Annotated in this window: 18 protein-coding genes and 2 pseudogenes; 16 read left to right on the top strand and 4 right to left on the bottom strand. The window is 61.0% G+C overall.

Annotation, left to right across the window (positions count from 1 at the left end):
- Positions 1-184: 184 nt before the first annotated feature.
- Complete coding sequence (locus tag A3CW_RS0132095) at positions 185-856, bottom strand: IS6 family transposase (protein ID WP_028207222.1); 672 nt, start codon at positions 854-856, stop codon at positions 185-187.
- Between the two features lie 60 nt (positions 857-916).
- Between A3CW_RS0132095 and A3CW_RS50380 the strand changes: the two genes are divergently transcribed.
- The 3 genes from A3CW_RS50380 (at position 917) to A3CW_RS0132075 (ending at position 3,738) form a co-directional block, all read left to right on the top strand.
- A complete protein-coding gene (locus tag A3CW_RS50380) occupies positions 917-1,540 on the top strand; it encodes an HNH endonuclease (RefSeq protein WP_154678087.1) in 624 nt (207 codons plus the stop codon).
- A 1,429-nt stretch (positions 1,541-2,969) separates the two neighbouring features.
- Complete coding sequence (locus A3CW_RS0132080; RefSeq protein WP_028207221.1) at positions 2,970-3,413, top strand: MerR family transcriptional regulator; 444 nt, start codon at positions 2,970-2,972, stop codon at positions 3,411-3,413.
- Complete coding sequence (locus A3CW_RS0132075) at positions 3,343-3,738, top strand: carboxymuconolactone decarboxylase family protein (protein ID WP_063750880.1); 396 nt, start codon at positions 3,343-3,345, stop codon at positions 3,736-3,738. The genes A3CW_RS0132080 and A3CW_RS0132075 overlap by 71 nt, the downstream gene beginning before the upstream one ends.
- Here A3CW_RS0132075 and A3CW_RS48195 read toward each other — a convergent pair.
- A complete protein-coding gene (locus A3CW_RS48195) occupies positions 3,692-4,543 on the bottom strand; it encodes an alpha/beta fold hydrolase (RefSeq protein ID WP_245623792.1) in 852 nt (283 codons plus the stop codon). The genes A3CW_RS0132075 and A3CW_RS48195 overlap by 47 nt on opposite strands.
- Positions 4,544-4,658: 115 nt before the next feature.
- Here A3CW_RS48195 and A3CW_RS0132065 point away from each other — a divergent pair, with 115 nt between their 5' ends.
- The 7 genes from A3CW_RS0132065 (at position 4,659) to A3CW_RS0132035 (ending at position 11,383) form a co-directional block, all read left to right on the top strand.
- Positions 4,659-5,576: a LysR family transcriptional regulator gene (locus tag A3CW_RS0132065; protein ID WP_028207219.1), complete on the top strand. Its 918-nt coding sequence runs from the start codon at positions 4,659-4,661 to the stop codon at positions 5,574-5,576.
- A 132-nt stretch (positions 5,577-5,708) separates the two neighbouring features.
- Entirely contained in the window at positions 5,709-6,476 is a 768-nt protein-coding gene (locus A3CW_RS0132060; protein ID WP_028207218.1) for a class II aldolase/adducin family protein, read from the top strand.
- A 76-nt stretch (positions 6,477-6,552) separates the two neighbouring features.
- A complete protein-coding gene (locus tag A3CW_RS0132055; protein WP_028207217.1) occupies positions 6,553-7,452 on the top strand; it encodes a LysR family transcriptional regulator in 900 nt (299 codons plus the stop codon).
- 95 nt (positions 7,453-7,547) lie between these two features.
- Complete coding sequence (locus A3CW_RS0132050; RefSeq protein WP_028207216.1) at positions 7,548-8,222, top strand: histidine phosphatase family protein; 675 nt, start codon at positions 7,548-7,550, stop codon at positions 8,220-8,222.
- 22 nt (positions 8,223-8,244) lie between these two features.
- Entirely contained in the window at positions 8,245-9,264 is a 1,020-nt protein-coding gene (locus tag A3CW_RS0132045; protein WP_028207215.1) for a phosphotransferase, read from the top strand.
- A 46-nt stretch (positions 9,265-9,310) separates the two neighbouring features.
- The gene (locus A3CW_RS0132040; RefSeq protein ID WP_028207214.1) at positions 9,311-10,075 is read left to right on the top strand and encodes an SDR family oxidoreductase; all 765 of its coding nucleotides are present in this window, start codon (positions 9,311-9,313) and stop codon (positions 10,073-10,075) included.
- A gap of 69 nt (positions 10,076-10,144) precedes the next feature.
- On the top strand, positions 10,145-11,383 hold the full coding sequence (locus A3CW_RS0132035; protein WP_028207213.1) for an acyl-CoA dehydrogenase family protein: 1,239 nt from the start codon (positions 10,145-10,147) through the stop codon (positions 11,381-11,383).
- Between the two features lie 70 nt (positions 11,384-11,453).
- Here the strand turns inward: A3CW_RS0132035 and A3CW_RS48190 are convergent.
- Positions 11,454-11,696 (bottom strand): annotated as a pseudogene (locus A3CW_RS48190) (cupin domain-containing protein); the annotation flags it as partial.
- A 617-nt stretch (positions 11,697-12,313) separates the two neighbouring features.
- Between A3CW_RS48190 and A3CW_RS0132025 the strand changes: the two are divergent.
- The 3 genes and pseudogenes from A3CW_RS0132025 (at position 12,314) to A3CW_RS0132015 (ending at position 14,329) form a co-directional block, all read left to right on the top strand.
- On the top strand, positions 12,314-12,889 hold the full coding sequence (locus tag A3CW_RS0132025) for a carboxymuconolactone decarboxylase family protein (RefSeq protein WP_028207212.1): 576 nt from the start codon (positions 12,314-12,316) through the stop codon (positions 12,887-12,889).
- Between the two features lie 34 nt (positions 12,890-12,923).
- Positions 12,924-13,539: pseudogene (locus A3CW_RS48185) on the top strand (peroxiredoxin-like family protein).
- Positions 13,540-13,612: 73 nt separating this feature from the next.
- Positions 13,613-14,329, top strand: coding sequence for an SDR family oxidoreductase (locus A3CW_RS0132015; RefSeq protein ID WP_028207211.1), 717 nt, complete (start codon positions 13,613-13,615; stop codon positions 14,327-14,329).
- On the opposite strand, the gene A3CW_RS0132010 is transcribed toward A3CW_RS0132015, so the two are convergent.
- On the bottom strand, positions 14,306-15,232 hold the full coding sequence (locus tag A3CW_RS0132010) for a LysR family transcriptional regulator (RefSeq protein WP_028207210.1): 927 nt from the start codon (positions 15,230-15,232) through the stop codon (positions 14,306-14,308). The genes A3CW_RS0132015 and A3CW_RS0132010 overlap by 24 nt on opposite strands.
- 646 nt (positions 15,233-15,878) lie before the next feature.
- Here A3CW_RS0132010 and A3CW_RS0132000 point away from each other — a divergent pair.
- From A3CW_RS0132000 to A3CW_RS0131990, 3 genes are all read left to right on the top strand, one after another.
- Positions 15,879-17,054 (top strand): porin, encoded by a 1,176-nt coding sequence (locus A3CW_RS0132000; protein WP_028207209.1) that lies wholly within the window; start codon positions 15,879-15,881, stop codon positions 17,052-17,054.
- 202 nt (positions 17,055-17,256) lie between these two features.
- Positions 17,257-18,093 carry an alpha/beta hydrolase gene (locus tag A3CW_RS0131995; RefSeq protein WP_322787974.1) on the top strand — a complete coding sequence of 279 codons (837 nt, stop codon included), beginning with the start codon at positions 17,257-17,259 and terminating at the stop codon, positions 18,091-18,093.
- A gap of 241 nt (positions 18,094-18,334) precedes the next feature.
- Positions 18,335-18,676, top strand: coding sequence for a BON domain-containing protein (locus A3CW_RS0131990; RefSeq protein ID WP_028207207.1), 342 nt, complete (start codon positions 18,335-18,337; stop codon positions 18,674-18,676).
- The last annotated feature ends 524 nt before the right edge of the window (positions 18,677-19,200 follow it).

Genomic DNA, 19,200 nt, shown 5'->3' with positions numbered 1-19,200 from the left:
GTGACCGTCGAGTCAACTTGCGCCATGACTCCTCATGCGGAAACTTCAGGTCGTAAGCACACGAAGTCCCTCTGTAAGTGACCCGCCCTATTCTTAGTGGGTCAAGTGTGCAGACAGAGGTGTTCCATGGGCTTTGTCGCAGTAAGAATCAAAGAGCGAGCGAGATCGATATGCGAAGTACTGCTTATATTGCGAGGTCGTAGAATTGATCGGCGGCGGACGGATGGGTTCCGCGAGCACATTTCATCTGTCCTTTGGCAATCGTGTGCATAGTCTCGATGCCAGCCAGAAGGATCCGGGCACAGCGAAATGTCTTGAACCCCAGCATGGGACGCGTTCGTCGCTTGATCGCCCGATGGTCCTCTTCCATCAAGTTATTGAGATATTTAGACTGGCGGATCTTGATGGGCACCTCACGATCGGCTTTGATCGCGTCGAGCGCGGCGTGATTGGCGCCGCTTCTGTCGATCGTCACGGTGTCGGGCTCCCCATTCTGATCGATAGATTTTCTGAAATAGCGCCGGTCTGCGGCCTTGTCGCGATGTGCACGCAGCAGGGAATCGACCGTGTTACCTGCCTTGTCGACTGCGCGGTATAAATATTTCCACTGCCCTTTGACCTTGATGTAGGTCTCGTCCATGCGCCAGCGCTTACCGACCGGGCGCTTGCGACAGCGGAACGCTTTCTCCAGTACCGGCAACAGCTTCATGGCCCAGCGATGCACGGTCGAATGATCGACCGAAATTCCGCGTTCGGCCATCATCTGTTCAAGGTGGCGCAGACTCAGCGGATACGCTACGTACCATCGCACGCACATCAGGATGACGTCGAGCGGGTACCTGTCGCACATTTTCATTTGACTCCTGAGAAACCTAAGGGGCAGCGAGAAGATGGGATTGAAGAGCAATATCTTCGAGTGAGCGAGCACCATTCTGCGATGGTATTGGTGCGCGCCATTACGGCTGCCCTGTGTTCATCCTATCAGCCGCCCGAAGTCGACTCGGAGGAGACCCTCGAGGAGCGTGCATGGGCTGAGCTGCAGAAGCGCCGGCCAAGCTTAGGCGCAGCGATGTACGAGAGGGTCTCCAAAGCGAGAAGGGGGCAGGGGCGCTACCGTGATGATTTGATGCGACTCTTTGGGGGCCAGTGCGCGGTGAGCGGCCTGGGCCTTTCTGCGGCGTTACGAGCTTCACATTCACTCGCATGGGGCCGGTGCGAAACCGATGAGCAGCGCATTGATGAGAACAATGGGCTGCTCCTGTCAGCAAACCTGGATGCGCTATACGACCGTTATCTCATCTTATACACGCCTTCGGGGGCGGCCCTCTTGTCCGAGTCGCTGAGCGCCCAAGACCTAAACAAGCTGGGATTCATCGGTGGCTTGCGTGTAACGCCTACCGCCGCTCAAGCTGAATATCTTGAGATGCACCGAAGGGAGTTCGTCAGAATGGAAGAGCTGCGCAAGCAGAAGAGAGCGGGCGTCAACGCCGTATTTGACGTCGGCAATCCCGTGACGGAAGAACTCCCGCTGAAGAGGTAAATCGGTGGCTTGTCTCCTTGAGGCAAAGATGCAGCCGGTATATGGAATGACCGTTTCCAGGCTTACTGTCGCATGCGGGTTAGTTCTGGTTAGGGTCGTCAAGACTCGTCCGCCGTTCCCGAAAGCCGACATTCGACTGCACAGCATCGTGAATGACAGCAACGCGGCGTGCTGCTGCCGCGCGGCGGCTGAACGGCGAGCGTCGGCTATGGCCGAATTGTGCGCGTAGCTCGTCGTTCGGGTTCTGGAGGAATGCGGCCGTCCCAACGCCAAGCTTCCTCCACGGCTGAGCAGCGAGTTGTGGCCAATTGCGGAAGCAGGTGGTTGGCGTGCGCCGGTAGCACTGAACCGGGCATCCGTGCCGGCAAGGCTGGGTGCGGCGCGCGGCAGGGAACGTGCACAACGCGGCGACCGGGTGTCCTCCCCGCGATAAGCGGCGTTATCGCGGCGATCTGTTCGCGTCGTTGCGACCGGTGAGCAGGGCGTGGAGCGCTGGTTCGTTTCTGGAGGGGTTGTGGGCCGGGCAACGTGCCCTGAGCGCCAACTTCAAGTGGTTCCGGTGCAACTACCAGCGTTATATTTGGTGCGCCATGATTCGAGCCCCTCGTTGAGTTCGTTAATACCTGATAGTGTTTGGAACGTTGGGCTATTTAGGAGTTCCGTCAGCGAGAGGATGCATTGATGGATTACTGGCATAAGCGTAATTGGTTTTTCCAGATACGCCGTGGCTGGATTCTGAAACCTGGCACCCGCACTCACCAATGCGTGCTGCAACTTCGTGTTGTCCGTGATCAGGGTCTCCGGCGGCGGGAATATCGACGCGGGGCTGCATAGCACTTGGTGCTCCCATCCCTGCGTGGAATTGGCGACCAGCCGAATGCACAGGCATCGCGGTCGCGGAATTTCGAATACGAACAGGATGTCTGCTTCAGGTGCACCTGCGTACTTGCCGGGCCACTTGGTCACGAACCAGGCTCTGCTGTCGTTGTGCAGGCTAGACGAGTCCCAGCTTCGCGTCGGACTTTCCGGCATGAACCCCTCCGAGTGCTCCCTGTGCTGCATTGCGAAAATTTGCGAGCAGCAATGATGCAATGACGTGTGCGAAAGTTGAGTCTACATACTAGGAAATTTTCAGAGAGAAAATGATTCACCAAGTCTAAATATCTGATTGGCGGCGTAAGATGTGTGAGGAAGAGATGGGCTGGGATTTCGAAAATCATGTAACGCTCCGGGTTGGCCGAATAGAGTAAAGACCATTCATTTACATTTCGGTTTTTCGGTTCTATTGTCCGGTGGCAGGCGATATTTTCCGGGTCTATTGCTAATTTTCTCGGGTCTATTGTGCAGGGACATTTGCTCGCACAAAAAAATGCTTGACCTGGAGTGCACTCGAAGTCCCACCATTCAGAACGTCGATGAGGAGAAGCGCATGAAGATTGGCGAACTGGCCACGCTCACGGGCCTTTCGGCCCACACGATTCGCTATTACGAACGCATCGGGCTGATTCCCTATGCGGTGCGCAACGAAACGGGCCAGCGTGCTTACGACCGCTCGGTGCTCGAATGGATCGGGTTTCTGGGCCGTCTGAAGACCACGGGCATGCCGATTCAGGGCATGTTGCGCTACGCGCAACTGCGCGCGGCGGGCAAGGCAACCGAGCGCGAGCGCGGCGAATTGCTGGCGGCGCATCGCGAAACGGTGCGTGCGCAGGTGGCGGAACTCCAGACGTGTCTTCTCGTCCTCGACAACAAGATCGAAGGTTATTCCCACGCCATGCAAAGGAACGAGAATGCACTCCACGATGAATCAGCACAGCGACGCCCAGCAGGAAAGCCGCCTCGCAAGAGGCAAGCGCATGTTATCGGCGATTGACGGCAGCGGCGGCGAGCACGTGATCGACTCGCTTGCCGACATCGCGCCGGATTTCGCGCAGTATCTGCTCGAATTTCCGTTTGGCGACATCTACGCGCGGCCGGGTCTCGACCTGCGCTCGCGCGAGATCGCCACCATCGCGGCGCTCACGGCGATCGGCCACGCGCAGCCGCAGCTCAAGGTCCATATCGCGGCGGGCCTGAATGTGGGCCTCACGCGCGAGGAGATCGTCGAGACGATCATGCAGATGGCCGTGTACGCAGGCTTTCCCGCGGCGCTCAACGGCCTGTTCGCGGCGCGCGAGGTGTTCGCCCGCGAGGGTTGACATGTGGGCGGCATGCGGCGGCGTGATCCTCGATCGCGCCGACGAACCGCGCAATGACGCGTGCCACGTCGGCCGGCGCTTCGAGCGGCGACAAGTGTCCCGTTCCGGGCAGGATGTGCATCGCCGCGTGCGGGATGCGCGGCAGCAGTTCCGCCTGCAGCGTCGCCACGCGATCCACCTGGTCAAGCTCGCCTGAAATGACGATGGTCGGCACGTCGATGGATGCCACCGCCTCGGTGATGTCTTCGCGCATGGCCACGTTCGGCCAGGCCGCCTTGGCCTGCGGCGCGGCCTTCAGACTGTCCTCGATGACTTGCTCGCGGCGGGTGGCGTCGAGCGATTTTGCGGTCAGCACGTGATCGATGACGTATTCGACCGATGCGCGCGATTGATACGCGCCGGTCAACGTCGCGCGCTGCTCGTCCGACAGGGCCATCGGCGACGGCGGCGATGGCGCCACGAGCACGAGACCTTCGAGCCCGCCTGGCCGACGCGATGCGATGAGTTGCGCAACCTTGCCGCCCATCGAATGCCCGACAAGCACGTAGCGCGGCAGACCGAGTGCCTCGATGACACCCTCGGCGTCGGCGGCGAGATCGGCGATGCGGTAGCCGTCGGCGGGCGCCTCGGAATCGCCCCAGCCGCGGTGATCGGTGGCCACGATCCGATACCGGTCGGACAGCTCGCTCGCGACGCCGTCCCATGTGCGCGACGAGCCGCCGTAGTAGTGCAGGAACACCAGCGCGAGTTCGCCGCTGCCTTGCTGCCTGACGTGTATCCGTGTGCCGTTCGACTTGATTTCCATTTCCAGGCTCCTTCCCGGTTGGGTGATGGATGCATAGTAGATTCAAGCCCTGGATTTGATAATTGCCGTTCCAGTGTGGTCAGACGATAATCGGATTATCGAATCGGAGGATGCAATGGACCGACTGACGAGTCTCGGCGTATTTGTCGCCGCCGTAGAGGAGGGCAGCCTCGCCGCCGCGGCGCGGCGCTTCGGTCTGTCGGCGGCGATGGCCGGCAAGCACGTGAGCGCAATCGAGGCCGAACTGAATGCGCGGCTGCTCCAGCGAACGACGCGGCGCCTGAGCCTGACCGATGTCGGCCACGCCTACTACGAGCGCTGCAAGCGGATTCTCGAAGCGTTCGACGAAGCGAATCGGGAGGCAAGCGATTCCCAGGGCACGGCGCGCGGCGTGCTGCGCGTCGCCGCCCCGGTGACGTTCGGCGCGACGCATCTGGGCGGGGCCACCGCACGCTATCTGGAGGACCATCCGCACGTGAACGTGGAAGTGCTGCTCAGCGACCGCTACGTTGACCTCATCGATGCGGGCGTCGATGTCGCGATCCGGATCGGACGGCTGCAGGACCCGGGACTCGTGACGCGCCGGCTTGCACCGTGCCGGATGGTCGTGTGTGCGTCGCCCGCGTATCTCGAGCGCCATGGCACGCCGCGCACCCCTGACGACTTGCGGCGCGCGCAGCGCCTCGCGTTCAGCGAGGCCGTGTCGGCTGACGACTGGACCTTACTCGATGCGAGCGACCGCGCACACGTCATCGACGGACCTTGCCGGATGGCGGCCAACAATACGCAGATGCTGCTCGGCGCCGCGCTGGCCGGAGCCGGCATCGCGTATGGTCCGACCTTCGTGTTCGGCGAGCACCTCGGGCGCGGCGAACTGGTGGCGCTGCTGCCGGACTATCGCGCGAGCGAGTTGGCGATCCAGGCGGTGTATCCGGGCGTGCGCCGCATACCGCTCAAGGTGCACCGGTTTGTCGATTACCTTGCTGGGACGTTTGGCGACGAACCGCCATGGGATCGCAAGGCGATGCCTTAGACGAGCGGTATCGAATGGCATGTGCCGGCCGCGCTTGAATGGAGTTGTCGTCTGGCCGACAATCTTTCGGCGAGTTCGCACGCATCATGAGGACTCTCTCGATTTCACCAAATCCAACCAAGGAGCGTCGACATGGCTTCACCGTGTGTCAATGTCAAGAACGACGTGTCACCCGCCGAATGGGAGGCGCGAGTCAATCTGGCAGCTGCCTATCGCCTCACCGCGCTGTTCGGCTGGGACGATCTGGTGTTTACCCACATCTCGGCGCGCGTGCCCGGCCCGGAGCATCATTTCCTGATCAACCCGTACGGCATGATGTTCGAGGAAATCACGGCGTCCTCCCTGGTGAAGATCGACCTCGACGGCCGCAAGGTCAGCGAGTCGCCGTACGACATCAATCCGGCTGGCTTCACGATCCACAGCGCCGTGCATGCAGCACGTGACGACGCGCACTGCGTGATGCACACCCATTCGATCAACGGCGTTGCCGTGTCGGCCCAGGAGGCGGGACTGCTGCCGCTCTCGCAGCAGTCTCTCGGGGTGTTGGCGTCGCTCGGTTATCACGACTACGAGGGCCTTGCCCTGAACGAAGCCGAAAAGCCGCGTCTGGTTCGAGACCTCGGCGACAAAACGTATCTGATGCTGCGTAATCACGGGCTGCTGACCGTCGGCAGCACGCCGGCGGACGCCTTTGTCGCGATGTACTTCTTCGAGGCGGCCTGCATGATCCAGGTGCGCGCGCAGTCGGGCGGCGCTAAGCTGACGCCAATCGCGCAGCCCATTCTCGACGGCTTCAAGCAGCAGATCGTGGCGGTGACGCGCGGCGTCATGCCAGGGGCGCTCGTCTGGCCCGGTCTGCTGCGCCGGCTCGATCGAACTTATCCGGGGTATGCGGACTGACACTGGACGCGACGCGATCCGCGCTCGATCACGCCCTCGATTGACGGCGCTGCGATGGGCCGGTTAGGCTCCGGCCATGCGCCCATCCAAAGTCGATCTGAATCTCTTCGTCGTGTTCGAGGCCGTCTATCGAACGCGCAACCTCACGCGCGCGGCGGAGTTGCTCTTCATCACGCAGCCCGCCGTGAGCAACGCGCTCGCGCGCATGCGCAAGGCATTCGACGATCCGTTGTTCGTGAGCACGCCGGCCGGCATGATGCCCACGCCCGTCTCCGAGAACATCATTGGGCGCGTGCGCGAGGCGCTGCAGTTGCTCGATTCGAGCACCCATGCCGGTGAACGCTTCGATCCGGCCTCGTCGCAGCGAACCTTCCGGCTCAGCATGAACGACCTGACCGAGACAATGCTGCTTCCTGCGCTGGAAGAAGTGTTGCAGCGTCTTGCACCAGGCATCCGCATCGAGAGCTACTTCACGACGCGCCGCGACGTTCCCGAAGCGCTGGCGAGCGGCGCGGTCCATCTGGCGATCGACGCGCCGCTCATCGACGATCCGTACCTGGAGCAGGAGCCGATGGGCCGCGACCGTTACGCGTGCATGCTTCGCGAGGACCATCCGTTCGCGAAGAGGAAGCTCACGATCGACGACTACCTGCGCTTCGGCCATATCCATGTGTCCAGCCGCCGGCAGGGACCCGGTCTCGTCGATACCGAACTCAACAAGCTGGGACTCCGGCGCACTATCCAGACCCGCGTTCAGCATTATCTCGTCGCGCCCTTGATCGCGATGCGCACCGATCTCGTGCTGACCGCGCCGCTCATGTTGCTCAAGCGCTATGACGCACGCATCCTGGCGCTGCCGTTCGATCTCCCCGATCTCGAGACACATGGCTACTGGCACCGCAGCGTCACGGCCGATCCGGCTCATCGCTGGCTGCGCGAGCAGATTGGCCGCCTCATGCGCAAGCAAAGACCGTAGGTGTCACGAATCGTTATGACGCAGTATCACCAGAATAAATTTCCTGAATAGCCTGTGTCCCAGTATCGTTTCCGTCATGTTCAGACGAGGTTGGCATGGCGGAACTCTACCTGGTACGGCACGGGCAGGCGTCACTCGGCGCCGAAAACTATGACGAGCTTTCAGCTTGCGGCCGCACTCAGTCGCGCTGGCTGGGCGAATACTGCGCGCAGGCAGGCTTGACGTTCGATCGCGTCGTGACCGGCACGATGCGGCGGCACGCACAGACTGCGGACGCCTTGCTCACCGCGATGGGCGGCGCGCCCGCGGAAATCGTGCAGGACGCGGATCTGAACGAGTACGATTTTCACGCCCTGTTTTCTGCGCTCGGCGAGAGCGGTCTGGTGCCCGGCCTGCTGGCCGAAGGCTCGATGAAGCCCTTCTACAAGGGACTCAAGCAGGTCTTGCAGCTTTGGTCGGAGGATAAGCTGCCCGGGCGCGTTCCCGAGACCTGGCGGCAGTTCCATGCGCGCTGCGAGCATGCACGTCTCGCCATTCAGCGCGGCGGCGGCAAGCGGATTCTGGTGGTGAGTTCAGGCGGGCCGATTGCCGTGTTCACCCAGCAGGTTCTGCAGGCGCCGGCTGCGGCCGCGATTGCGCTCAACATGCAGATCCGCAACAGCAGCGTGAGCCAGTACGTCTTCAATGACAGCGCGATGTCGCTGGTCACCTTCAACACCCTGCCGCATGTCGAACAGGCCGAGAGGCGCGAACACGTCACCTATGGCTGATGCGAATCCGGATTCCCGCTCCATGATGAATGCAAGTCTTCAGTTCGATGTCGATGCACTCGCGCGCTATCTGGCCGCGCACGTGCCCGGCTTTCAGGCGCCGATGGTCGTCGAGAAGTTCGCTGGCGGACAGTCGAACCCCACGTTTCTTCTCGAAGCGCAAAGCGGCCGCTATGTGCTGCGGCGTCAGCCGCCGGGCGAACTGCTCAAGTCCGCGCATGCCGTGGACCGCGAATTCCGCGTGCTGAGCGCGCTCGGCAACACGCCGGTTCCTGTCGCGCGGGCCTTGCATCTTTGCGAGGATCGCGACGTGATTGGCAGCCTGTTCTACGTGATGAGCTTTGAAGAGGGCGAAATCTATTGGGATCCAGCTTTGCCCGCGCTGCCCGTTGATGAGCGTCACGCCGTGTACGACGCGCTGATCGGCACGATGGCGGCTTTGCACGATGTGGATGTCGAGTCCGTTGGCCTCGCCGACTACGGCCGCGCGGGCAACTACTTCTCACGGCAGATCGAAGTCTGGACGAAGCAATATCGCGCGGCGCAGACCGACGACCTCGACGCCATGGAAGCGCTGATCGACTGGCTGCCGGCGCACTGTCCGGCCGAAGCGGGCAAGCCTTCGCTCGTGCACGGCGACTTTCGCATCGATAACCTCATCTTCCACCGAAGCACGCCGACGGTTCGCGCCGTGCTCGACTGGGAACTCTCCACGCTCGGCAATCCGCTCGCCGACCTCGCGTACTTCTGCATGTGCCTGCGGCTGCCGCCCAAAGGCCATATCGGCGGTCTCGCGGGGCTGGACAGGGCAGCGCTTGGCGTGCCGGACGAGGCCGCGATCGTCGAGCGGTATTGCAGCTTGCGGGATATCGGATCGATCAGGAACTGGAATTTTTACCTGGCGTTCAGCTTCTTCCGGCTCGCGGCGATTGCGCAGGGCGTGAAAAAGCGTGCGCTGGGCGGCAACGCATCGCATGAGAAGGCGCGCCAGGTCGGTGAAATGGCCGGTGCGCTCGCGAAGATGGGCGTCGACGTCATTTGATGCCCGGCGTTTGACGCGGACACGCGACTACATTGAGGAGACAGTTGTGACTACTAATTTGTTCAATCTGAGCGGAAAGATTGCATTGGTCACTGGCGCGAGCCGTGGCATCGGCGAAGAGATCGCGAAGCTGCTGGCAGAACAGGGCGCCCATGTGATCGTGTCGAGCCGCAAGCTCGGCGACTGCGAAACCGTGGCGCGCGGCATCCGGGAATCGGGCGGCAGCGCCGAGGCGTATCCGTGCCACGTGGGGCGTCTCGACGACATTCAAGGCGTTTTCCAGCACATCCGCTCGAAACATGGCCGGCTGGACATCCTCGTGAATAACGCGGCGGCGAACCCATATTTCGGCCACATTCTCGACACCGATCTTTCGTCGTTTGAAAAGACGGTGGAGGTCAACCTGCGTGGCTACTTCTTTATGTCGGTCGAGGCGGGCAAGCTGATGCGCGAGCACGGCAGCGGCGCAATCGTCAACACGGCTTCCGTCAATGCACTGCAGCCCGGCGACAAGCAGGGCATCTATTCGATCACCAAGGCGGCCGTGGTCAACATGACGCGGGCATTCGCCAAGGAGTGCGGGCCGCTCGGCATCCGTGTGAACGCGCTGCTGCCGGGTCTCACCAAGACGAAATTCGCCGGGGCGCTGTTCGAAGACCAGGCCATGTACGAAAGCTGGATGACGAAGATTCCGCTGCGCCGCCATGCGGAGCCTCGCGAGATGGCCGGCACCGTGCTGTATCTCGTCTCCGACGCGGCGAGCTACACCAACGGCGAGTGCATCGTCGTGGACGGTGGCCTGACGATTTGACGATGGGAGCGGCGCGCGTTATCGACCCACGCGCCGCACGACATTCACCACGATTCAAGGAAGAGCAAGATGGACTTTGCCTATAGCTCGAAAGTCGAAGCGCTGCGCACGCAGTTGCGCGCGTTCATGGACGCGCATATCGTGCCGCGCATCCACCAATGGCACGAAGAAGTGAGCGCGGGGCAGTATCCCGTTTCCTTCATGGAAGACCTGAAGGAGAAGGCGCGTGCGGAAGGCCTCTGGAACCTGTTCCTGCCGCATCTGCGCGACGACGAGCCGGGCACGCGTCTGACCAATCTCGAGTACGCGCCGCTGGCCGAGATCATGGGGCGCGTGTCGTGGGCCTCTGAGGTGTTTAATTGCAATGCGCCGGACACGGGCAACATGGAACTGCTCCATATGTTCGCCACGCCCGCGCAGCGCACGAAGTGGCTCGAGCCGCTGCTCGATGGCAAGATCCGCTCGGCGTTTGCGATGACGGAGCCCGCAGTGGCGTCCTCGGACGCGACCAATATCACCACATCGATTCGACTCGACGGCGACGACTATGTGATCGACGGCCTCAAATGGTTCATCACGAACGCGGCGCACCCGAATTGCCAGTTGTTCATCGTCATGGGCAAAACCGATCCGGACGCGCCCGCGCACCGTCAGCAAAGCATGATTCTCGTGCCGCGCGATACGCCGGGCGTGAAGATCATCCGCAATATCACGGTAGTCAACCACACGGCGCCCGAAGGCCACTGCGAGATCGAATTCAAGGGCGTGCGCGTACCGCGTTCGAATCTGCTCGGCGAAGAAGGCAGCGGCTTCGCGCTCGCCCAGGCGCGTCTGGGACCAGGCCGCATTCACCACTGCATGCGCTCGATCGGCGCCGCCGAACTGGCACTCGAACTGATGATCGAACGCGCGCAGGCGCGCACGGCGTTCGGCAAGAAGCTCTATCAACACGGCTCCGTTGGCGAGTGGATCGCGAAGTCGCGTATCGAAATCGATCAGGCCAGGCTCTTCGTGCTGAAGGCGGCCTGGATGATCGACAACGTGGGTGCGAAGGAGGCGCGCAAGGAAATCGCCATGATCAAGGCGCTCGTGCCGGGCGTGCACACCGCCGTATGCGAGCGCGCGATCCAGACCTTCGGCGCGATGGGGCTGAGCCCCGACACGCCGCTGGCGGACAGCTGGACCTGGGGGCGTGCATTGAAGTTCGCCGATGGCCCCGACGAGGTGCATCTCCAGAGCATTGCGCGCATGGAAATCAAGGCGCGGCCCTATGAGCCGGGCCATGAGAGTCCTTACCTGACGCGTTAGCGGGAGGTCTCGCGATTGCTTTGGGACGCACCCACGAGCGATCGCGTTTCCTCCGTAGGCTAGGCAGCACTCAGATCCAGAGATCGTTTTCCACCGTGCGTTCGCTGCGCGCGCCGTCGCCGGTGTTGGCCACGCCGCGCGGCTCGATCAGCAGGAGCTTCACTTCGCCGATTGCTCAGGGCTTGTGTTCGGCGCCCTTCGGCACGACGGCCAGTTGGCCCGCACGCACGACGATGGGTCCCTCGCGTGTGTCGATGCGCAGCTCGCCTTCGAGCACGATGAACGTTTCGTCGGTGTCGGCGTGGCTGTGCCACTGTAAGTAAGCGCGCGCAAGGCGAATATTCACTGCAACTTACGACCGTAATCGTCATAAAGGGACGCTATTCAGGTATCGCACCATCCGAAAGGAAGAGGGGAATACCAAGCCGATATCTTGATGGATTTTTGCTGTCGGTTGGTGGGCTCAAAGTTGCCGACGAAATCATTTCAATAAGTATGCCGGTTCTAGCGACGTGTTGCGTTTTGTACATGGTGGACTCATTGAGTAATGTGAGCACGTCCCTGGAACTCCGGGCCGACTGCTTGCATGCAACAGAAGATCCTCGAATCGCGCGGGTTGTATCCGTGAAGCCGCGTGCCGGGTTCGAGCCAATTGTCTCCGACTTTCAGATTAACGACTCAAGTGTAATCATTTCGGTGCCACAGGCGATTCGCTACGTCCAAGCGCAGACGGCCGTAGTCAGAGAGCTGTCGGCCATTGCTGGCGTTGAGGCGCGCCGACTGCTACGTCAGCAATATGGCGGAGCGCTGAGACCGCCCCGCACAAGGCCTATTCCGAAAGGGAATAACTTCTATGAGCGCCGCCCGCCTTCTTGCGGTGCGGCGTTTGGCCGACCATGTGTTCACCGTCAACCCAGTGAGGATTCAACGATGAACACCTTCAACGCCTACACCATCGACACCGCTCCGGCCGGCTCGAAGCCCCAGCTCGAAGCCACGATAGCCGCCTTCGGCTTCGTACCCAATCTCCAGTCCTTCATGGCGGAATCGCCCGAATTGCTGGCCGGCTACTCGGCGCTGTGGGATCTGTTTGCAAAAAGCGCGCTGACGCCTCACGAACAGCAAGTCGTCTATTTGACCTCGAACTTCGAGAACGACTGCCATTACTGCATGGCCGGTCACAGCACGCTCGCGAAGATGATCAAGATGGACCTGGCCGTGATCGACGCGTTGCGCGCCGGTACCGAACTCCCCGACGCGAAGCTCGAAGCGCTGCATCGCTTCACGACAGTCGTGGTGCGTGAGCGCGGCTTCGTCACCGATGCGGACGTTGACGCGTTTCTCGCCGCCGGCTACACGCGTCGCAACGTGTTCGAAGTGATTCTCGGCGTGGCGACGAAGGTGATGAGCAATTACACGAATCACATCGTGCATACGCCTTACGATGCCTTCATGAAGGGCAACGAGTGGACCAGGCCGCAGACGACGGTTGCGGCTGGCGCCTGAGCGCAGGTTCGATCACCCGATACTGGAGAACAGCATGTCACTGCAAGACGAACTCGACGCATTCAAGGCGGATTTCAAGGGCGGCGAGCCGCCGTACTACGCACCGCCCGGAATTCACCCGATCATGGAGCGCGCCACCGCCCAGCTTCACGCTCAAGGATCAGGACGGCAAGGAGGTGTCGTCAGCCGAACTGCTGCGTCGAGGCCCGCTCGTTATCACGTTCTATCGCGGCGTGTGGTGTCCGTACTGCAACATCGAACTGAAGGCGATCAACGAAGTGCTGCTGCAGATCGAGGGATATGGCGCGAGCGTCGTGGCCATTTCGCCGCAGACGGCCGTGAACAGCCGTAAGTCGGTGCGCGATAACAAGCTCGGCTTTCCGGTGCTCAGCGATACGAACGGCGAGGTCGGTGCCGCATTTGGTCTGCGTTTCGCGCTGCCCGACTACCTGGTCGATCTCTACAAGGCGCTGAAAAACGATCTCCCGGCGTTCAACGCCGACCCGGCGTGGACGCTGCCGATGCCGGCGCGCTACGTGATCGGTCAGGATGGAATCGTGCTGTATTCGGAAGTTAATCCCGACTACACGCATCGTCCCGATCCGGTCGATATGCTCCCGGTACTGGAGCGCGCGAACGCGAATGCGTGAGCGAACGCGCAGTTTGACGCCACCTTCGGGTGGCTTTTCTTTTCCCGTACTTCTCTCGGACTCAATCACCATCATGACAAAGCGCACTTTCCTGGTGACCGGCGCCACCAAAGGCATCGGCCTCGCGCTCAGCGAGCGACTCGTCGCGGCAGGGCATCGCGTTATCGGGATCGCTCGTTCGCAAGCGGCGTTTCCTGGCGAGCTCGTCAGGCTGGACGTCGGTGATCGCTCTGCGACCGACTCGGCACTACGCGAGCTGGCGCAACGCCATCGCGTGGACGGTATCGTCAATAACGTGGGCCTGGTCCGCCCGCAGCGCGTCGGCGAAATCGATCTCGATGCGCTCGATGAAGTCTTCTCTGTGAACCTTCATCCCGCGATCCAGACAGTGCAGGCGTTTTTGCCCGGCATGCGCGAGCGCGGCTGGGGCCGCGTCGTCAATATCTCCAGCCTCATCATTCTGGGCATGACGCAGCGCACGGCCTATGCTGCGGCAAAGGCCGCGCTCGTAAGCTTCGCCCGCACATGGGCGTTGGAACTTGCGACGACGGGTATCACGGTCAATTCGGTCGCGCCCGGTCCCACCGAAACGGAACTGTTTCGCGCCAACAATCCGCCGGGTAGCGAAGGCGAGCAGCGCTATCTTTCGGCTGTGCCGATGCAGCGCTTCGGCAAGCCGGATGAGATTGCCGCGGCGATCGCGTTCCTGCTTTCGGACGAGGGGGACTTCATCACCGGGCAGACGCTTTTTGTCGACGGCGGGGCGTCAATCGGCAAGGCCGGTATCTGAGGCCGGCTTCGCGTCCTTCGCGGCAAAGAGGCTTTCCACGAAGGCGACGAAGGCACGCGCCTTCGTCGTTGCCATGCGTCCCGACGGAAAGACGGCCCACACGTCGACGCCCGGTAGCGTCCAGTCCGTGAGGACCGCCTGGACGGTGCCGTCGGCGAGTTCCGGTGCGAACATCCATTCCGACGCGACAGCCAGTCCCATATGCGCGAGCACAGCGGCGCGCATTCCTTCGGCGGCGCTGACCCGCACACGGCCCGACACCGTGACGGCGGCTTCGGTGCCGTCCGCGTGCCCGAACGCCCATGCATCGCCACCGCTGCGCATCGCGTGAACGATGGCCTGATGCTGGCTGAGATCGGCGGGCGTATGCGGCACGCCATGCCGCGAGAAGTACGCCTTCGTGCCGACCACCAGCCTTCTTCCGCTTGCGACACGACGCGCAGTCATCCCTGAGTCGTTAAGCCGTCCCATGCGCAGCGCGACGTCGACGCCTTCTTCGAGCAGATCGATCGGACGGTCGTCCATCACGATCTCCACGTCAAGTTTGGGGTGCTGCTCGAGGAACGCGCCCAGCGCAGGGATGACGTGCAGCCGCGCGAACGTGACGGCTGCGCCCACGCGCAGCCGCCCTGTAAGTCCCTCGGACGATTCACGCACTGAATGTTCCGCGCGATCGGCTTCTTCAATCGCGAGGCACGCATGTTCATAGAACCGCTGGCCTGCGTCGGTGGGCGTCAGGCCCCGGGTCGAGCGCAACAGGAGCCGGGCGTTCAGATGCTCTTCCAGCTGCGCGAGCGACTTCGACACGGCGGGTTGTCCAATCTGAAGCCGTCGCGCCGCAGCCGAGAACGAACCCGCCTCGACGACGGCGACGAAGGTTTCCATTGCGGCAAGGCGATCCATGCGGTCTGTGTCTCGGGATGGGGGAGGGAACGCTCGCGGCGCTGCTGAACGCGAGACCTATCGCACTCCGCGCAAACGACCGCGCAACTATACAGCAGCCTGATGCCATGAGCGCCGGACGACGAAATCGGCGTGCTTCTGTTCGCCCTTCCTGAGCGTCGCGGAGAAAGATTTCTCGATCGCCGATATCGCCCATTTCGGAACGCGATCACCGCGTCGTGCTCGCGCGCATGCGTACCGAAGAAGGCAACGTCCCGGGCGATCTGATGATCGACTACTACACGCGGCGCGTCCAGCGTTTGACGATTGTCCGTGACCCGACGTGAGAGCCCTCACAGATATCCTGCACAAGTCGCCGCGTCCGATCACATGCTCGAAAGTTTGCTATCAATCGCGAGATTGAAGAATCTGTGCGCTCGTGCCGGTGGACAGCGCAGCGCGTCAACGTCAACCGAAAGGCCGTTATCCTGCATTTCTAATTGTCAGACGATTGGCACATGCCTGTCCCGATACAGCAAATAAACAACAACCCGTAACGAATATCTGTGCCTCAATGAAATGACACGTTACGCTCCCGTTCACGGTCTTGTTGTTCGCGCCTGGAAAGCCTTTCCCCAGTCAGTTAACCAATTACTGTGGATTGCTAATGAAAAAAATACTTATTTCCAGCGCCACGGGCGCGCTTTTCGCTGTCGTGGCGTCGTTGGCATTCGCACAAAGCTCGGTCACGCTGTACGGCATCGTCGATGAAGCCATCCGTTATCAGACGAATGCCGGGCCGGGTGGCAATGATCAGGTCGCGATGACGTCCGGCCCGGAAACCCACAGCCGCTGGGGCTTGAGGGGTAGTGAGGATCTGGGCGACGGCTGGTCCGCAGTCTTCCGCCTCGAGAACGGCTTCGAAGCCTTCAATGGGCAGCTACACGTCCCCGGCACACTGTTCAGCCGGCAGGCTTTCGTGGGTCTGTCGAACAAAACGTGGGGCTCGCTGACCTTTGGCAGGCAATATGCGCCGGCCTACGACACCTTGGGCGATATCTTCGACCCGCTGACCGTTGGCAACTATTGGCAAAACAGCTGGATGTATAACGGCATAGGCCCTTACCTCGAAGTCGACAACTCGGTCAAGTACAAGGGCAGCTTCGATGGCCTTGATGTCAATGCCCTTTACGGCTTTGGCAACCAGCCGGGCGCGGTCGGTCTCGGCGCCACCTATGCCGTGGAAGTGACGTACACCTATGGCCCTGCCATGCTCAACGCAGGCTTCCAGCAGGTCTCGGTGCCGACATCTGCAACCGGCTCTTCGGTCGGCAGCAGCGTCGGCAGCTCAATCAATGGCGCCAAAACCAATTTCCTGCACATTAGCGGCGCGTTTCAGGTCACCCATGAAATCCGCCTGCTGGCCGGCTGGCTGCGGGGTCAGGACCAGACCGGTTTGACTGACAGCTACATGCAGCAATCGGGCGCGCCCACACTGAAGGGTGGCAGCCCCAACCGTATCGACGACACCTGGTACGTCGGTGTGAACTGGCACGCCATCCCTGCGCTGCTGTTCACATTCGCCTACTACTATGGGCAGACGCGCAATGCTGAACTGCTCGACGGCACGCTCGGCAGAGGGGTGAACCAATCGGCTACCGTTCTCGCCGAATACTCGTTCACGAAGCGCACGGAAGTCTACGGGATCACGGACTTCGCGCGCGGCACAGGCGCCTTCTCTGCCGACTACCCGGGCGGGGTCAACGGTGAGGGCGTTCCGACCAACACCATTGGCCGGACTAATCAGGTGGGCGTGGCAGTCGGACTTCGCACGATGTTCTAAAGACGCGTTCATACCCGCGGCCGCGGACTCCGCGTTGGGTACGCGGGCCAGCGCAACAGCGTCGGGGCCCTTTCTCGACGATATCAGATTCAACCTCTCTCTAAGGCCCCGTGCCGCAGGTCCTATACTGTATTCGAACACTTCCGATCCGACGACGAATCTCTGTGCCAGACAGTTCCCTCTTTTTTTGACAGCATTTAGCTTGCTTTCCGCTTTCGAAACGCCGGTATTCAACTTTAAGGCTGCACTGAATTCACACCTATGCGACACCTCGGCGATGATTAAACAGAAGATTATTTTCGAGAACGCTCAAGGCGAATCACTAGCCGGACTCCTTGAGCTTCCTGACAAACCTGTCGCATATGCGCTGTTCGCACATTGCTTTACTTGCGGTAAGGACCTGAAGTCCGCGTCGAAGATCGCACGGGCGCTGACTGAGCAGTCGATTGCCGTACTTCGCTTCGACTTTACAGGGCTTGGCAACAGTGACGGCGATTTCTCCAACAGTAACTTTTCCTCCAACATTAGCGACCTGTTGGCGGCAGCGGATTTCCTCAGGAGGGCACATCAGGCCCCAACCCTACTGATTGGTCATAGCTTGGGTGGCGCGGCAGTTTTGGCGTCGGCTTCCGACATACCGGAATCAAAAGCGGTCGTTACGATCGGGGCTCCTGGCGACGTGCGGCATATTAAGCATTTGTTCAAGGACAGCATCGAATCAATCGAAAGGCTCGGCACCTTGACGGTACAGCTTGCCGGTAGGGATTTCACAATCAAGCGTCAATTCCTCGAGGACGTTAACGAACACCGGCTGGAAGAGAAAGTCGCTAGGTTGAAGAGGGCATTACTAGTTTTCCATTCTCCTCTGGACGACACCGTTAGCATTGACCAGGCGCAGAAGATTTTCCTTGCGGCGAAACATCCAAAGAGTTTCATATCGCTGGATCAGTCTGACCATCTACTCAGCGGCAGCAAAGATGCAGAGTATGTGGCACGTTGTATCGCTGCGTGGGCATCGCCATATATCCCTTCGAAGTAGGCGAAAAGTTTTGAGTCGCCAATGCAGCGGTTTGGCTGGTGAAAACATAAAGTTGGAAACACATTGCCTGCCCGCAGGCAGCCGGGGCAGTTGTATTGCAACGTCGGCTTGGCGAAATCGGCCCCACACCTTTAGCAGCGTTGCACTGAGTACGAGTAGTCATAGTTTGTCCAACGTTCCGTTTGTGTATCTGTGAGACCACTGTTCGGATTCGTAGCAACTCTGAAAAAGGAGAAAGTGAATGAAGGCTACTCAGGCAATCAAGCTAGCCGGTGGCGCACTGCTCGTCGCCGTTTCTGTCAGCGCATGGGCCCAGGGGAACGATACGGGCACGGCGCCGGCCACTTCGCAATCGTCGAAGCAGGCGAACCACGCGTTGGAGAAGAAAGTGCGTGCCGCGCTGGAGCACGCGAAGGACATCAAAGTGGAAAACATTGTGATTCGCGCTCGCGGTGGCGCGGTGACGCTGGAAGGCACCGTTCCGGATTCCTCGCAGGTCGACAAGGCCGCTCAAGTCGCTCAGGGCGTTCCCGGCGTGACATCGGTGAAGAACGCACTGACCATCAAAGAACCGGGTCAGTAAGCCAGGCCTTTGGCGGTGCCGCCCTTTCGCTTACGCAAGCACGCGGCTTCGCCATTCCCCCTGATACTCCCGCCACAGTTCCCTTTGTTCAGCCGACCAGCGCGACAAACGCGCGATGCACGCGCTGCGGATAGGAAGTGTCGGAAGGAAGCGGTTCTCCGTTTCTAGCCCGCCTTGTCGGTTGCGACGCAGACGGTACGAGCGGGGCGCGGCCGCTTCGTTTGACTGGCTCGACCCTGAGCGGACTTACGCGCCAAGGTCGGCGCAACGGCGGCTTCCAAGGTACAACGGCCGGTTGCGCGGTCTTGTCAGTTGGCAAAGTCCAAAATCGACGGGGCCGTAAGCGACCTGGCGACCGTCCAAGCGGATAGCGTTGACACGCCCCACGAACCGGACGGCGGGCTGTATCTTCCGGCCGTACCTCAANTGTCGAAGCATTCGAAATCGAAACCGTCTCTTCGGTGTCCAACGCGAGCCAACTCACGAAACGTCAGTACGACGGCGGTGCAATACCGGGTCGCGAC

Source organism: Paraburkholderia nodosa DSM 21604, from assembly GCF_000519185.1.
Lineage (GTDB): Bacteria > Pseudomonadota > Gammaproteobacteria > Burkholderiales > Burkholderiaceae > Paraburkholderia > Paraburkholderia nodosa.
This window is presented reverse-complemented; position numbering and strand designations above follow the sequence as displayed.

What these genes read in the sequence shown, in the direction of transcription:
- A3CW_RS0132095 (WP_028207222.1), bottom strand. Translation starts at nt 856, where the DNA reads ATGAAAATGTGCGACAGGTACCCGCTCGACGTCATCCTGATGTGCGTG.
- A3CW_RS0132080 (WP_028207221.1), top strand. Translation starts at nt 2,970, where the DNA reads ATGAAGATTGGCGAACTGGCCACGCTCACGGGCCTTTCGGCCCACACG.
- A3CW_RS0132075 (WP_063750880.1), top strand. Translation starts at nt 3,343, where the DNA reads ATGAATCAGCACAGCGACGCCCAGCAGGAAAGCCGCCTCGCAAGAGGC.
- A3CW_RS48195 (WP_245623792.1), bottom strand. Translation starts at nt 4,543, where the DNA reads ATGGAAATCAAGTCGAACGGCACACGGATACACGTCAGGCAGCAAGGC.
- A3CW_RS0132065 (WP_028207219.1), top strand. Translation starts at nt 4,659, where the DNA reads ATGGACCGACTGACGAGTCTCGGCGTATTTGTCGCCGCCGTAGAGGAG.
- A3CW_RS0132060 (WP_028207218.1), top strand. Translation starts at nt 5,709, where the DNA reads ATGGCTTCACCGTGTGTCAATGTCAAGAACGACGTGTCACCCGCCGAA.
- A3CW_RS0132055 (WP_028207217.1), top strand. Translation starts at nt 6,553, where the DNA reads ATGCGCCCATCCAAAGTCGATCTGAATCTCTTCGTCGTGTTCGAGGCC.
- A3CW_RS0132050 (WP_028207216.1), top strand. Translation starts at nt 7,548, where the DNA reads ATGGCGGAACTCTACCTGGTACGGCACGGGCAGGCGTCACTCGGCGCC.
- A3CW_RS0132045 (WP_028207215.1), top strand. Translation starts at nt 8,245, where the DNA reads ATGATGAATGCAAGTCTTCAGTTCGATGTCGATGCACTCGCGCGCTAT.
- A3CW_RS0132035 (WP_028207213.1), top strand. Translation starts at nt 10,145, where the DNA reads ATGGACTTTGCCTATAGCTCGAAAGTCGAAGCGCTGCGCACGCAGTTG.
- A3CW_RS0132025 (WP_028207212.1), top strand. Translation starts at nt 12,314, where the DNA reads ATGAACACCTTCAACGCCTACACCATCGACACCGCTCCGGCCGGCTCG.
- A3CW_RS0132015 (WP_028207211.1), top strand. Translation starts at nt 13,613, where the DNA reads ATGACAAAGCGCACTTTCCTGGTGACCGGCGCCACCAAAGGCATCGGC.
- A3CW_RS0132010 (WP_028207210.1), bottom strand. Translation starts at nt 15,232, where the DNA reads ATGGATCGCCTTGCCGCAATGGAAACCTTCGTCGCCGTCGTCGAGGCG.
- A3CW_RS0132000 (WP_028207209.1), top strand. Translation starts at nt 15,879, where the DNA reads ATGAAAAAAATACTTATTTCCAGCGCCACGGGCGCGCTTTTCGCTGTC.
- A3CW_RS0131990 (WP_028207207.1), top strand. Translation starts at nt 18,335, where the DNA reads ATGAAGGCTACTCAGGCAATCAAGCTAGCCGGTGGCGCACTGCTCGTC.